Origin of the sequence: Lactobacillus xujianguonis (assembly GCF_004009905.1) — a bacterium.
GTDB lineage: Bacteria > Bacillota > Bacilli > Lactobacillales > Lactobacillaceae > Lactobacillus > Lactobacillus xujianguonis.
In genome coordinates, this window is the sequence record NZ_ML136885.1 from 35548 (window position 1) to 50211 (window position 14664).

The following is a 14664-nucleotide window of genomic DNA, read 5'->3' on the forward strand; positions in this document are numbered from 1 at the left end:
CTTTAAAGTGGAATTTCAAAGAGAGAGTCAATTGGTGAGAGGGCTTAATTCGCTTTAAGGGATGCTCCTTTAAGTATTAAATTAAGAATAATTAAGAGGTAACGAACACTGTTGCAATCAAGGTGGTACCGCGCGCGGAGCGTCCTTGAAATAGCAATAGTGTTTTTTATTTTGATTTAGGGAGATAGAAATGAAGAAACTAACTAGTTCAGAGTTTCGCCAAATGTTCCTTGACTTCTTCAAGGATCATGGCCATATGATTATGCCAAGTGCATCACTTATTCCACAAGATGACCCAACTTTGCTTTGGATCAACTCTGGTGTTGCTACGATGAAGAAATACTTTGATGGTTCCGTTGTACCAAAGAATCACCGGATTACTTCTTCACAAAAATCAATCAGAACTAACGATATTGAAAATGTTGGTAAGACTGCTCGTCACCAAACTTTCTTTGAAATGCTTGGTAACTTCTCAGTTGGGGATTACTTCAGAGATGAAGCTATTCCTTGGGCTTGGGAATTTTTGACTAGTCCAGACTGGCTTGCTTTACCAAAGGACAAGCTTTACTGTACTGTTTACCCAAAGGATACTGACTCAATTAAAGTTTGGGAAAAAGCTGGGATGCCAGCTGACCACATTGTTAAGTTAGAAGACAACTTCTGGGATATTGGTGAAGGTCCATGTGGTCCTGATACTGAAATCTTCTACGATCGTGGTCAAGAAAACAATGATGTTGCTGAAGACGATCCAGAAAACTTCCCAGGTGGTGAAAATGCTCGTTACCTTGAAATCTGGAACATCGTGTTCTCACAATACAACCACTTACCAAACGGTAAGTATGTTGATCAACCACACAAGAACATCGATACCGGTATGGGTTTAGAACGGGTACTTTCAATTTTACAAGATGCCCCAACTAACTTTGAAACCGACTTGTTCTTACCAATCATTCATGCCACTGAAGAAATGACTGACGGTAAAAAGTACGGTGAAAACAAGGCTGACACTACTGCCTTTAAGATTATTGCCGACCACGTTCGTGCTGTAAGTTTCGCCATTGCTGATGGTGCTCTTCCATCTAACTCAGGTCGTGGTTATGTTCTTCGTCGTTTGATCCGTCGTGCTGATCTTAACGGCCAACGCTTGGGCATCAAGGGAGCTTTCCTTTACAAGTTAGTTCCAGTTGTTGGTAAGATTATGGAAAGTCACTATCCAGAAGTGATGGATCAACGTGGCTTCATTGCTAACGTAATTCAAAACGAAGAAGAAAGATTCCAAGCAACGCTTGATACTGGTTTGACTTTACTTGATGACTTAATTGACAAGGCCAAGAATTCAGCTGATAAGACCATTTCAGGTAAGGATGCCTTCAAGATGTTTGATACTTATGGCTTCCCATACGAATTGACTTTTGAATCAGCTCAAGATGCTGGCCTTAAGGTTGATAAGAAGGGCTTCGATGCTGAAATGCAAGCTCAAAAAGAACGTGCACGTAAAGCTCGTGGTGACCTACAATCAATGGGGCGTCAAGATGTAACTTTGATGAACATTAAAGACAAGTCAGTCTTTGAACGTGATACTTATGAAGAACCACATGCTAAGTTAATCGATATCGTTGTTGACGATAAGCTAGTTGATAAAGCAGATGGTGAACATGCAACCTTAGTCTTTGATAAGACGCCATTTTACGCAGAACGTGGTGGTCAAGTAGCTGATCATGGTGATATTTATGACCAAGATGGTGAACTTGTTGCCAAGGTAACTGATGTTCAACATGCACCAAATGACCAAAACTTACACTTTGTTGATCTTGTTTTGCCAATGGAAAAGGGCAAGGAATATGTTTTAAAGATTGACAAGGAACGTCGTGAAGGTTTACGTCACTCACACTCAGCAACTCACTTACTTCACGCTGCCCTTCGTCAAGTCTTAGGTGAACATACTCACCAAGCAGGTTCATTAGTTGATCCTGATTACTTAAGATTTGACTTCACTGCCATGGAACCAATGACTCCACGTGAAATTAAATCAGTTGAAGAATTAGTAAACCAAAAGATTTGGGAAGCTATTGATGTTAAGACGACCATCACTACACCTGAAGAAGGTGAAAAGATGGGTGCCTTAGCTCTCTTTGACGGTAAGTATGGTGACAAGGTTCGCGTTGTGCAAATGGGTGACTTCTCGTCAGAATTCTGTGGTGGTACTCACTGTGACAACACTAACCAAATTGGTATTTTCAAGATTACTTCTGAATCAGCTGTTGGTGCCGGAATGCGGAGAATTGAAGCTGTAACTTCAAAGAAGGCATACGAATACTTAGCAAACCGTTCAGAATTACTTGATGAAATTCAAACTGATGTTAAGGCAACTAAGCCAGACAACATTATCGATAAGATTGACTCCCTTGAAAGTGATTTACATGATAGTCAAAAGCAAGTTGAAGATTTGACTAAGCAAATTAACCAAGCTAAGTCAGCTGACTTGTTTGACAATGTCCAAAAGGCTGGAGACTTGACTGTGATTGCTGAAATTGCTGATGTTAACGGTATGAAGGACTTGCGTGAACTTGCCGACAACTGGAAGAGTAGTAACAAGTCTGACGTTTTAGTTTTAGCAGCTAAGAATGACGGCAAGGCTAACATGATTATTAGTTTGAATGACAAGGCTTTAGACAAGGGTCTTAAGGCCGGCGACTTAATTAAGAAAACTGCCCCAGTCTTTGGTGGTGGCGGTGGTGGCCGTCCAAACATGGCTCAAGCCGGGGGTAAGAAGCCAGAAGGTTTAGCAGATGCCATTCAAACTGTGCTTAAAGAAATTTCTGAAAACTAATTGTAAAATTAATTAATTGAGTTTAACGCTTTTTTCAAGTAAAATTGTGACAGGAGGAATAATTATGAGTTCGCTAGATAAGACGATGCATTTTGACTTTAATCAAAATAAAGGAAAAAATGTTTATGATACTCTGCAAGATGTTTACAATGCACTTGAAGAAAAGGGTTATAATCCAATTAACCAGATTGTAGGATATTTACTTTCTGGCGATCCGGCTTATATTCCACGCCATAATGATGCACGTAATTTAATTCTTAAGCATGAGCGTGATGAAATTATTGAAGAGCTTGTAAAGAGCTATCTTGGCAAGAATAAGTAAATGCGACTTTTAGGATTGGATGTTGGTTCTAAGACAATTGGGGTGGCAGTGAGTGATGAATTAGGTATTACTGCCCAAAAGCTAGAAACGATTCCGATTGATGAAACACGTTTCAATTTTGGCATGCGCCCTTTAAAGAAAATTGTGCGGGAATATGAACCTGCTGGTTTTGTCTTAGGTTTACCAAAAAACATGGATGGCACTTCAGGGCATTCTGTTGCTAGAAGCAAGGCCTATGGGCAACGTCTTGAAAAGAAGTTTGGCTTGCCGGTTTATTATTCAGATGAACGCTTAACAACGATTGAATCAAGGAGAGTCCTGGTTGAAGAAGCAGGGATGCACGATCGTAAAAAGCGGAAAGAAGTTATCGATCAGATGGCAGCCGTACTTATTTTGCAAAATTATTTAGACTTACACCGAAAGGATTAAAATGGCAGCAAGTGTTAATGGTGATGGCAACAAGGACCGTCAAATTACTTTGATTGATGATCAAGGTAATGAAGAATTATATGAAATTTTATTCACTTTCCATTCTGACGACTATGATAAGTCATATGTGCTTCTTTACCCAGCAGCAGTTGGGGATGAGGAAGACATTGAAGTGCAAGCTTTCAGTTATGATGCTGATGACGCTGGCGATGTTACTAGCAGCGACTTACATGAGATTCAATCAGATGATGAGTGGGACATGGTTCAAGGAGTGTTAAATACTTTCTTGAGCGATGATCGTTTAAGTGGTGAATAAAAAAGGGACTGGCCTGGGCCAGCCTCTTTTTGTATAAAGTAAAGAAATATAATAAGCATATGAATAAAAAGATTTTAGAAATACTAGAATTTGGTAGAATTACAGAGCAATTAGAAGCCTTAGCAATTACTACTCCAGCTAAAGAAAGAGCGCGAAAATTATTACCAAGTGGTGACTTAGCCCAAGTAAAAAAGCAATTAGCCCAAACCTTTGCTTTGGCTAATTTGTTGCGGGTAAAGGGACAATTACCGTTAACTAGCTTTAATGATGTTCGTCCTAGTACTAAACGTTTAAGCGTTAAGGCTAATTTAAATGCGCAAGAGTTGGGTAATTTATTATTAGTTTTAACTTTAGCTAGTGATGTTAACGGCTTTTTGGAAGATATTGATGAAAGTGTTGATTTATCAGCAATTGATGAAATACTGGACAAATTAACGATCCCTGATGTTTTATTTACTGAACTTAAAAAGTCCTTAACCTATGATGGTGAAGTTTTAGATACTGCTTCATCTGCTTTAGCACGGTTGCGCCATGATTTGCGCAGCAATGAAGAAGAAATCAAGCAACGGATGGAAGCTTATACTAAAAAGAGCAGCAAGTATTTGTCTGAGGCAATTGTCACGATTCGTGATGATCGCTATGTTATTCCAGTTAAGCAACAATATCGTGGTAAATTTGGTGGGGTAGTCCACGATCAAAGTGCTAGTGGACAAACTTTGTTCATTGAACCCGAAGCCGTTTTGAATTTAAATAACCGCCAGCAAAATCTGTTAGCGCAAGAGCGGCAAGAAATCCATCGCATCTTAAAGCAATTATCAGCTTTAGCCCGTGAAGACATTAACGCCCTAAATGAAATTGCGGCAGCTTTGACTGAACTAGATTTCTTGCAAGCTAAGGCAAAATTAGCTAAGCAAATGAAGGCTACTGAACCCAAGTTAAGTCAAGATCATTCGTTAAACTTGTTAAAGGCCCGACACCCTTTAATTGATCCTAAAAAGGTTGTCCCTAATGATATTAACTTAGGAACTGATTTTGACACGATGCTATTAACTGGTCCTAACACTGGTGGTAAGACGATTACGTTAAAGACTGCCGGATTATTGCAGTTAATGGCGCAGGCCGGTTTGTTTATTCCAGCTGAGGAAGGCAGCACTGTTGGCGTCTTTGGGCAAGTTTATGCAGATATTGGGGATGAACAATCGATTGAACAATCATTGAGTACTTTTTCATCTCACATTAACGATATTATTTATATTATGAAAAATGTGGATGAAAATACTTTGGTCCTAATTGACGAAATTGGAGCTGGAACTGACCCAGAAGAAGGGGCGAGTCTGGCAATCAGTATCCTGGACTTTTTACGTAAGAAAAAAGCTAAGATCATGGTTACGACTCACTATCCTGAGTTGAAGCTGTATGGCTATAACCGGCCACGCACTACTAATGCCTCAATGGAATTTGATTTAAAGACCTTGTCGCCAACTTATCATTTACAAATTGGAATTCCTGGCCATTCTAACGCCTTTGCAATTGCTCGTCGGCTAGGGATGCGTGAAGACGTGGTCAAAAACGCTCAAGGATTAATGAAAGATTCTGATTCTGACATCAATAAGATGATTGAACGGTTGAATGAGCAAACTAAGGCTGCTACTAGCGCCCGTAATCACTTACAAACTTCACTTGATCGGAGTGAAAAGTTAGCTAAAAAGTTGCAGGAAGCATTAGATTGGTACAATCAAAGGGTGCAAAAGCAGCTTGATTTTGCCCAAGAGCGGGCAAATGAAGTTGTGGCTAAAAGACGGAAAAAAGCTGATGAAATTATTAAGCAATTGCAAACCCAAGCTAAAGATGGCAGTTTGCTTAAAGAAGATAAATTGATTTCAGCTAAGGGTGAATTAAACAGCTTGCAACGTCAAGCTCAGAATTTAGCCCATAATAAAGTCTTACAGCGTGAAAAGCGTCGTCATCATGTAAGTGTGGGTGACAAGGTAAAAGTCCTCTCATATGGTCAAACTGGGACGATTACTAAAAAGTTAGCTGAACATGAATATGAGGTACAACTAGGAATTATTAAGGTTAAAGTTAGTGATCGCGATGTTGAAAAGATTTCAGGACAAGCTCCTAAAAAGCAAACCGTTCGTGCTACTAGTGCTAGCTTGCGCCGGACTAATGCTCACAGCGAACTAGATTTGCGTGGCCAACGCTATGATGAAGCGATGACGAACTTAGATCGATACATTGATTCAGCCTTATTAGCTGGCTTAGATATTGTCACTATCATTCACGGTATTGGGACTGGTGCAATTAGAAAAGGAGTCTGGCAATATTTGCGTAACAGCAATCACGTTAAAGGCTTTAATTACGCTCCAGCGAATGAAGGCGGGAACGGCGCAACGATTGTTAAATTAAAGTAAGCATTTTACTTGTAAAAAGTAAGTTTACTTGGTATAGTAACAATATAAACTTTTAAAAGATTACTGAAAGAGGTAGAAGCGTATGGTTGATGCAATTACTGATCAAAACTTTGAAAACGAAACTAAAGATGGCGTTGTTTTAACTGACTTTTGGGCAACTTGGTGTGGTCCATGTAAGATGCAATCACCTGTAATTGACCAATTAGCAGAAGAACGTCAAGACGTAAAATTCACTAAGATGGACGTTGACCAAAACCAAGAAACTGCCAAGAATCTTGGTATTATGGCTATTCCAACTTTGCTTATTAAGAAGAATGGTCAAATTGTTGACCGTTTAACTGGTTACACGCCAAAGGAAAAGTTAAACCAAATCTTAGATCAATATACTGCTTAGTTGCAGGTAAAGAAAAAGTGTCTGGAAAAGTTATTTTTCCTAGACACTTTTTTTAATATTAATTTTGTTTTTCTTGCAACAGATCACAGATTTCTTTGAGATAATCTGTTGCGGTTGGCGCAGGAGTTTCTTCTTTCTTTTCACGGCGTAAAACTCTGTTGATCGCCTTAACGATGAGAAAAACTACGAACGCGATAATTAAAAAGTTGATCACTGAATTGATAAAGCTACCATATTTGAAGGTTGCTCCGCCAACTTTGAGTACCAAGTTCGAAAGATCAATGCGGCCAACAAAGAGGCCAATTAGCGGGTTAATTAAATTTGTAACCAGCGATTTAACGATTGAAGTAAAAGCAGCCCCAATGATCACCCCGACAGCAAGGTCGATCACGTTGCCACGTGCAATAAACTCTTTAAATTCTTTAATCATATTTTTGCCCTTTCTTTTATTTTTTAAAAAAGTATACAGGAAGATTAGGCTCTTTGTCAAAATTCTGTTGATAAAGAGGTTAATATAATTAGAGTAGCCATAAGCTGTTCTTTCAATTTGTTTGATCTTGCAGTTAAAGCCCTCTAAACAACCATTGGAATGAGTGAGAGCAGCTCCATTTAAAGTTTTTACGGAATGTCATTAATGTCTTATGCATTACTTCTCCTACGGTTTCTTTAGAAAAGATAAGTGTCTTTAAGGCTTGTTCATCATGATTCTTTAAAGCTGAGATAAAGTCTTGCATTAATTCATAAGAAGCACTAAGTATTGGATCAGTACTGATTCCTTCGTTAACCACTTGTTCCTGAGTGAGGCTATCTTTATAGTGCCAATTGTAGCGTGGATGGGTCTTTTTTAGATCATCATACTTCTTTAAATATAACTTCCAAGGAGCCTTGAGCAACTGATAACTACGTGTATTCTTCTTAAATTGTTTCATTACCTTAACTCGTAAAGAATTAAAAGAGCGCGCAAACATTTGAACCATATGGAAACGATCGATGACGATTTTGGCATTAGGGAAACATGCTCTCACAATTCCTTGGTAGTAGAAGTTAAGATCCATGGTGACGGTTTTGACATTTTCTCTAGCTTCAGGAGAGAAACGTCCAAAGTATTTAAGTAAAGTCTTCTTGTAACGTGTTCTAAGGATCTGAATTACTTCATACTTTTCGCCATCTAGACAGATAAAGTGTAATTGTCGGTCTACGCCTTTAAATTCATCGGAAGCAAGATGTTCAGTTAAAGCACTTAAGACTTTTAACTTAGAAGCATTGGAAATAGAGCAATATTTTTTAACGAGATTAGTTTGGGCCATTGATCTACGATTGCAGTCTCTGCACAAAACACGTTGCTTAAACAAGCGGATAATGACGGGAAAGCTAGCATTAGCTGTAAGATAGCGAATATCAGACTTGTAACGACCATTGTGAAGAAGATCAATCGAACCACAAAAAGGACAAGCAGGTTGAATTAAGACAGCTTCAAAGATCTTACATTTTTTACCTTGGATTAATTTATAATATTGATCTTTAAAAAAGATATTTTTATCTTTAATATCAAGCATAAATTTAATACAATCATTAGTAGAAGAGGACATAGAAATCACCTTTATTTATAAAATTTTGTGTGGAAATGGTTTTTTATGATAGAGGACTATGTCCTCTTTTTTGATGCAATAAAAAACCTGTTAATAGATTACTCTTTTTCTGAGTAAAGCATCAACAGGAAAAATTATAGAGCCAAAGATTAATAACTAGACTATTTTTTAGCTTAGTTGAAGCGAGTTAAAATTTGCACTTTCTTTTCTTTATTTAAAATAGTGATTTCACTTTCGGTAGCGCGACCAGTTTCACGTTCAACGGCTTCTGCGAGGATGCCACTTTCAAGTGAGAACTCGCGACTATCACTGTCTAAGCGGTCAGCTACGTTTTGTCCGCTCAATTCAAAAGTAATTGAAGCGCGCCGCTCCTTAATTTTTTCCAATTGGCCAAATTCTGCCATATTGAAAAAATCAACGACATCATCAAACGATGATAAATCATAGTGACGTGAAATTCTTTTACCAGCCCAATAAAGAATTGCGGCAGTATCATCGCCTAAGATTTCTGGTAATAAGAAGTCACGGTATAACTGATTGACAAAGTATACGTGTTCATTAGGTTTTTGAGTGTTATCTTGCATAAAGTCTTTCATCCCTTTTATTCTTTTTTATTTTACCGTAAACTAGTAGAAGTAGAAAATAATTTTTTCTTGAGGAGTTAATGAAATATGGATAATCGTCCCATTGGATTACTAGATTCAGGTGTTGGCGGCTTTACTGTTGTCAAAAAAGTAATTGAAAAAATGCCCAACGAGTCCACTGTTTTTATTGGGGATAGTGCCCATATGCCATATGGGAATAAAACACGTGAAGAAGTCATTGAATTAACACGCCGCAGCGTTAAGTTCTTATTGCAAAAAGACGTTAAGTTGATTATTTTTGCATGTAATACGGCAACCGCTGCTGCCATGCCGGTTTTGCAAAATGAAGTTGAACAGCAGATTATTGGCGTGATCCAATCTGGTAGTCTAGCAGCTTCTAGAACGACGAAAAACAAAAAAGTTGCGGTCGTTGCCACTCCAGTCACAATTAATTCACATGCCTATCAAAAAGAAATTAAGTTTAGAGATCCAGCAATTGAAGTTACAGAATTGGCTGCTCCAAAGTTAGCACCTTTAATTGAACAAAGAAAAAGCCACAGTGTCAATTTAAAGGCGGTTGATCAAAGCTTGCAACCGATTTTAAAGCAAGATTTCGATACCTTAGTTTTGGGTTGTACGCATTATCCAATTATTCAAAATGAGTTCGCAGAGGTTCTTGGAAAGCAAGTCCAAATTGTAGATCCCGCTGATCAAGTAGCTCAGTACACTTATAATGTGATGCGCCGGGATGGCTTGTTTAATGATCATTCTGGTAAGACTCAGCATGAATATTATACCACTGGTGATGCCAATGAATTTGCTGCAATGGGACGTTCATTTTTGGGTGAAAAAGCATTAGTAGCAAAACATGTCAATACGGAGAACTTATAATGACCAGAGAAATTTTATTTGCAACTAGTAATCAAGGTAAAGCTAGAGAATTAAAAGAAGCTTTTAAGCAGGCTGGGATAGATGTTGAGGTTAAGACTAATGCTGATTTGACTAATCCGCCGCATCCAGTTGAAACTGGCCGGACTTTTGAAGCAAATGCGAAGATTAAGGCTCATGAATTAGCTGACTTTTCAGGGATGTTGACCTTAGCTGATGATTCAGGCCTAATGGTCGATAAGTTAAATGGGGAACCAGGAGTGCGCTCAGCTCGTTATGCGGGTGAAGCTCACAATGATGCCCATAATAATGCTAAATTGCTGGCAGAACTTGGCGGCGTAGCTCAAAATGAGAGAACGGCGAAGTTTAATACCACGATTGTGGCTAGTATGCCAGGGCATTTTGAGCAGGACTTGGTCGTGACTGGTCAATGTGCTGGAGAAATTTTACCAGGTCCGCGCGGAAAAGATGGTTTTGGTTATGATCCGCTCTTTTACGTACCAGAAAAAGGAAAAACTTTTGCTGAAATGACTACTGATGAAAAGAATGAGATTTCGCACCGTGGTCGGGCAATCAAAAAACTGCTAGTTGAATTGCCTGCCTGGTTAAAACAATTTGAATAAAATAAAAATGTCTAGGAAAATTTTCCTAGGCATTTTTTATGAATTCTTAGTAGTAATCGTCGTCGGCTCTTCCGCAAACTTAATATGTTGTTTTTGCAAGGCTTTAAGATAGCCACTTAAGTATAGGTTACGAACACTGCTTTCTTTGCCAGGTTTAACTTTTAGAAAAACGGCAAAAGTAATATTGTGACCGACTTGCTTCGTAATTCCTAAAATTGTTGGTCCTGAGACAATGGTCTTTCTTTCAGGCTGAATTTGGCCATTAACTTTTTTAATAATTTCATTTACTTGATCGAAGTCATTTTCAGCATCTAATTCTAAATTAATAGTTAACGACATAGCATTGTGGGCTAGATTTTGGACCATGGAGATATTACGGTTTTGGATAAAAATTAAAGAACCATCTGATGAACGTAAACGCGTTGTTCTTAGTCCTAATTGGACCACCGTTCCGACTTGCCCGTTAATTAACACGGTATCGCCAACATCGAATTGGTCTTCACTCAAGATAAAGAAGCCATTAACTAGGTCAGTCACAAAGCCTTGCGCGCCCATCCCTAAGGCTAGTGAAAAAATTCCGGCACTGGCTAGTAAAGTACCTACTGGAACACCGATAATTGAAAGAACGCCAAACAAGTAAAAGAAAATAATCGTGTATTGAAAGACACTGTTAATTAAAGCTGTAATTGTTCGCGTTCGTTTATTTTTGGGGCGTTTACTTTTGCTGGTTAAATAATTATTGATGATTTTATGACCAAAATGGGAGATTAGGTAAAAAATCAGGGTGGTTAACAGTAATTGCCAAACGATTGAAATAAGATTACCAGTTAATTTATCCCAGTCGATTGCAAAATTATGGTTGAAGTGAAAGTTGAACTTCATAAAGTACCTCCTTGTTCTTTACTTATCTTATCAAACTACTTAATGATTGAGAATAAAGCATTTTCATGCTAGACTTTTTTTAGATGTATTTATTTGTCGGAGGGTAGAAGATGGTAATCTCATATGGTGCATTAGCAGGCTTGATTGCTGCGGTTGCATTTTTAATTTTTGTACTTTTTTTAATTCCAGTTTTAGTTCGAATGACTAAGACCTTGAAGGAAGTTAACGCCACAATGCAAACTACCAATAAGTCAATTGAAGAGATTTCAACTGATGTGGATAGTTTAATGAAACAAAGTGGCGATTTATTAGATAAAACCAACGACCTATTAGCGGATGTTAATGGTAAAATGAAGACAATAGATCCGGTTGTCCAAGCAGCAGCTGATCTAGGAGAAAGTGTTCAAGAAATTAATGCTTCTTCTAAGAAGATGGCCAAGCATTTTAACAATGCGCGCATGACGCGGACCGGCTTAATTTCTTCAGTATTAACCACAGTGCTCGCTAGACGTAAACGCCGTAAAGGTGAAGATTAAAGGAGGAATTGCTATGAGTAAGTTTTCAAGCTTTTTAATGGGTACCGTTATTGGTGCAGCTGCAGGTTTTGTTGCAGGTTCATTACTTGTTGATGATGACAAACTTGATGATGTGAAGAGCAAATTAAAGGATAACGATAAGTTACAAGACTTAAAGAAGAAGTACGACAACGGTACTGAAATCGTTAAAAATCAATTAGCTTCATTCCCTAAGAGTGTTGAAGATGATTCAGAATTAAAAGACTTTGATGATATCGTAATTGATGATTCAAATAATGATGATCATGAAGATGGTGAAGAAACTGCTTCTGACTTAGATCATGCAGAAAAAGACGATGATACTTCTGCTGATGAAGATCATTCTGACGCTGAATAAAATATAAAGCACAAAGAAAAAGGCTTGAGAGAATTAACTTCTCAAGCCTTTTTTCTTTATGCTTTAATCCTTTAATGGCAATACTTTTAAGTCCTTGTCAGTGTGAGTGAAGGTTTCAAAACCGTCCTTAGTTACCACACCGCAGTCTTCAATTCTAACACCAGCAAAGCCAGGGATGTAGATTCCTGGTTCAATTGAGAAGCACATGCCTTCTTCAAGTACCAAGTCATTACCTTGAACAATTGATGGGAATTCGTGCACATCCTTACCAATCCCGTGACCTAGACGGTGAATAAAGTATTCGCCGTAGCCAGCTTTAGTGATAATGTCACGTGCAACACTATCAAGTTCAGCAGCAGTAATTCCAGGCTTAGCTGCTTCAATTGCTGCTTGTTGAGCTTCACGGTCAATTTCATAGATTTCTCTTTCTTTGTCACTAACTTCACCATAAGCAACTGTTCGACTTGAGTCAGAAGCATAACCTTCATGCATCGTTCCGAGGTCAAAGAGCACTAATTCGTGAGGTTTAATCTTGTTCATGGTTGGACCAAGGTGTGGGTTAGCGGCGTTTTTACCAGTTTGCACGATTGTTTCAAAACTTTCATGCATGACCCCTTTTTGTACTTTTAATTGGTAGTCAATTTGACCAGCAATGCTGCGTTCGGTAACGCCAGTCCGAATGGCATCAAAACCAATTTTGAAGGCAAAATCAGCTTCAGCTCCAGCACCCTTTAATTTTTCAATTTCTTCAGGGGTCTTGTATAAACGTAATCTTTCAATAAATGCAGATAAATCACCGCTAAAGTCAGCATCTGGGAATTGACCATGCAAGTTTTGGAAGTGGGCAACTGATAAGTTAGCTTTTTCAATAGCCCATTTACTAGTATGCTTGGTTCTTTGGTGAATGCGATCAGCAATTAGCATCCATGGATCTTCTGAGTCTAAATAACCATAAACATCGCCATTCCAATCACTTGCTTTTGCTTCTTCAACATTTAAAGCAGGTGTGAACACAAAAGGTTCAGCATCTTTAAAGGCAAATAAGGCAAAGATTCTTTCGTGTGGCTCCATATCATAGCCAGTGAAGTAGGCAATGGTAATGGGGTCAGAAATGTATGCGACGTCCAAATTGTTATTTTGTAGCCAAGTTTGTAGTTTATCTAAATTCATGTGTAAGTCCTTTCTGATAAAAACGTTAGCGTTATGCAAAGTATATCATGGAATTTCTATGAAAAAATGAAAGAAATGCTGTAAACGTTTGCAAATAGTGGCGATTAATGGTAAATTTTATAGTGAGTAAATTATAAGGACTGAGGATTTAAAATGCATAAACAAGAAGTAACTATTTATGATGTTGCCCGTGAAGCTAAAGTTTCAATGGCAACTGTTTCTCGTGTTGTTAATGGAAATAATAATGTTCGCAAAGAAACGCGTGAACGCGTAGAAGCTGTCATTAAAAAATTGCATTATCAACCTAATGCAGTAGCCCAGGGTTTGGCTTCTAAGAAGACCACTACCGTTGGGTTAATCGTGCCAGATCTGACTAATTTGTACTTTGCGGAATTATCAAAGGGGATCGATGATATTGCCTTGCTTTACAAGTACAATATCATTATTTCAAGTATTGAAAACCGTTTGATGAAGGAAGATCAAGTTATTCAAAGTTTGCTTAACAAGCAAGTTGACGGGGTTATTTACATGTCCAACCGTTTGCCTGATGAAGCAGCGGAAGCTTTCAACCGGACTAATACGCCAGTTGTCTTAGCAGGAACTAAGGATAGCCGGGAAAACTTCCCATCAGTTACAATTGATTATAAGAAGGCTGATACGGAAGCATTGAACTTGCTTTATAACGATGACAAGCGCAAGTTAGCGATTGTTGTTGGGGATGATGAGGCAGTCGTTAACAGTGAAAACCGTATCCCAGCTTACAAGCAATTTATTGCTGATCATGATGACTTAGATCAAGAATACATCTACACTGATGTGCGTGATTATTCTGATGGTTATAACTTATATACTAAGTTACAAAAAGATGGCATTGACGGCGTAATCGTTACTCGTGACAGTGTTGCAGTAGGAATTTTGAATTCAGCTATGGATGCTGGTAAGAGCGTACCAAATGATTTGGAAATTGTTACTGCTAGTGCTACGCAAATTGCTTCTGTTGTCCGTCCAGCGTTAACGACGATTAAGCAACCATTATATGATATGGGTGCGGTAGCAATGAGAATGTTGACTAAACTCATGAATAATGAAGAAGTAGATGATACGCACATTGTTTTGCCATATGAATTAGTGAAGAAGCAAAGTACTTTAAATCAATAAAAGTAAGAAAAAGCAGCCCAATTGGGCAATGTCATTAAGTTAAGGCATTGACTTTGAACAGGGAACCGCTTTGAGACACTCATCTAAGTTAGGTGGGTGTCTTTTCTGCTTTTTGGGTATGACAAATAAGCAGTCGATTGACTGTTTTTTACG

Annotated in this window: 15 protein-coding genes and 1 pseudogene; 11 read left to right on the forward strand and 5 right to left on the reverse strand. The window is 38.3% G+C overall.

Annotated elements, in window-relative coordinates:
* Nucleotides 1-190: 190 nt before the first annotated feature.
* The 6 genes from alaS to trxA all read left to right on the forward strand — a co-directional run bounded on the left by alaS (nt 191) and on the right by trxA (nt 6705).
* Nucleotides 191-2830, forward strand: coding sequence for an alanine--tRNA ligase (alaS, locus tag EJK17_RS07090; protein ID WP_103660731.1), 2640 nt, complete (start codon nt 191-193; stop codon nt 2828-2830).
* Nucleotides 2831-2894: 64 nt separating this feature from the next.
* On the forward strand, nt 2895-3152 hold the full coding sequence (locus EJK17_RS07095) for an IreB family regulatory phosphoprotein (protein ID WP_003549189.1): 258 nt from the start codon (nt 2895-2897) through the stop codon (nt 3150-3152).
* Nucleotides 3153-3581, forward strand: coding sequence for a Holliday junction resolvase RuvX (ruvX, locus tag EJK17_RS07100; protein WP_103660730.1), 429 nt, complete (start codon nt 3153-3155; stop codon nt 3579-3581).
* 1 nt (nt 3582) lies between these two features.
* Nucleotides 3583-3897 (forward strand): DUF1292 domain-containing protein, encoded by a 315-nt coding sequence (locus EJK17_RS07105; protein WP_103660729.1) that lies wholly within the window; start codon nt 3583-3585, stop codon nt 3895-3897.
* 59 nt (nt 3898-3956) lie between these two features.
* The gene (locus EJK17_RS07110) at nt 3957-6311 is read left to right on the forward strand and encodes an endonuclease MutS2 (protein ID WP_103660896.1); all 2355 of its coding nucleotides are present in this window, start codon (nt 3957-3959) and stop codon (nt 6309-6311) included.
* A gap of 82 nt (nt 6312-6393) precedes the next feature.
* Nucleotides 6394-6705 (forward strand): thioredoxin, encoded by a 312-nt coding sequence (gene trxA, locus EJK17_RS07115; RefSeq protein WP_103660728.1) that lies wholly within the window; start codon nt 6394-6396, stop codon nt 6703-6705.
* Between the two features lie 58 nt (nt 6706-6763).
* Here trxA and mscL read toward each other — a convergent pair whose 3' ends face one another.
* The 3 genes and pseudogenes from mscL to EJK17_RS07130 all read right to left on the reverse strand — a co-directional run bounded on the left by mscL (nt 6764) and on the right by EJK17_RS07130 (nt 8890).
* Nucleotides 6764-7135 carry a large-conductance mechanosensitive channel protein MscL gene (mscL, locus tag EJK17_RS07120; protein WP_103660895.1) on the reverse strand — a complete coding sequence of 124 codons (372 nt, stop codon included), beginning with the start codon at nt 7133-7135 and terminating at the stop codon, nt 6764-6766.
* Nucleotides 7136-7180: 45 nt separating this feature from the next.
* Nucleotides 7181-8294: pseudogene (locus tag EJK17_RS07125) on the reverse strand (ISL3 family transposase); the annotation flags it as partial.
* 173 nt (nt 8295-8467) lie between these two features.
* Entirely contained in the window at nt 8468-8890 is a 423-nt protein-coding gene (locus EJK17_RS07130) for a YslB family protein (protein WP_103660727.1), read from the reverse strand.
* Between the two features lie 75 nt (nt 8891-8965).
* Between EJK17_RS07130 and murI the strand changes: the two genes are divergently transcribed.
* Both murI and EJK17_RS07140 read left to right on the forward strand, forming a co-directional pair.
* Nucleotides 8966-9769, forward strand: a complete 804-nt coding sequence (gene murI / locus EJK17_RS07135; RefSeq protein ID WP_127796301.1) for a glutamate racemase — start codon at nt 8966-8968, stop codon at nt 9767-9769.
* The gene (locus EJK17_RS07140) at nt 9769-10389 is read left to right on the forward strand and encodes an XTP/dITP diphosphatase (protein WP_103660725.1); all 621 of its coding nucleotides are present in this window, start codon (nt 9769-9771) and stop codon (nt 10387-10389) included. The genes murI and EJK17_RS07140 overlap by 1 nt, the downstream gene beginning before the upstream one ends.
* A gap of 36 nt (nt 10390-10425) precedes the next feature.
* On the opposite strand, the gene EJK17_RS07145 is transcribed toward EJK17_RS07140, so the two are convergent.
* On the reverse strand, nt 10426-11271 hold the full coding sequence (locus EJK17_RS07145) for a mechanosensitive ion channel family protein (RefSeq protein WP_103660724.1): 846 nt from the start codon (nt 11269-11271) through the stop codon (nt 10426-10428).
* A 110-nt stretch (nt 11272-11381) separates the two neighbouring features.
* Between EJK17_RS07145 and EJK17_RS07150 the strand changes: the two genes are divergently transcribed.
* Nucleotides 11382-11807 carry a DUF948 domain-containing protein gene (locus tag EJK17_RS07150; RefSeq protein ID WP_103660723.1) on the forward strand — a complete coding sequence of 142 codons (426 nt, stop codon included), beginning with the start codon at nt 11382-11384 and terminating at the stop codon, nt 11805-11807.
* A gap of 13 nt (nt 11808-11820) precedes the next feature.
* Complete coding sequence (locus EJK17_RS07155) at nt 11821-12183, forward strand: DUF1269 domain-containing family protein (RefSeq protein ID WP_103660722.1); 363 nt, start codon at nt 11821-11823, stop codon at nt 12181-12183.
* Between the two features lie 63 nt (nt 12184-12246).
* Here EJK17_RS07155 and EJK17_RS07160 read toward each other — a convergent pair whose 3' ends face one another.
* Nucleotides 12247-13353, reverse strand: coding sequence for an aminopeptidase P family protein (locus EJK17_RS07160; RefSeq protein ID WP_103660721.1), 1107 nt, complete (start codon nt 13351-13353; stop codon nt 12247-12249).
* 153 nt (nt 13354-13506) lie between these two features.
* Here EJK17_RS07160 and EJK17_RS07165 point away from each other — a divergent pair, with 153 nt between their 5' ends.
* Nucleotides 13507-14511, forward strand: a complete 1005-nt coding sequence (locus tag EJK17_RS07165) for a substrate-binding domain-containing protein (protein WP_103660720.1) — start codon at nt 13507-13509, stop codon at nt 14509-14511.
* Nucleotides 14512-14664 lie beyond the last annotated feature (153 nt).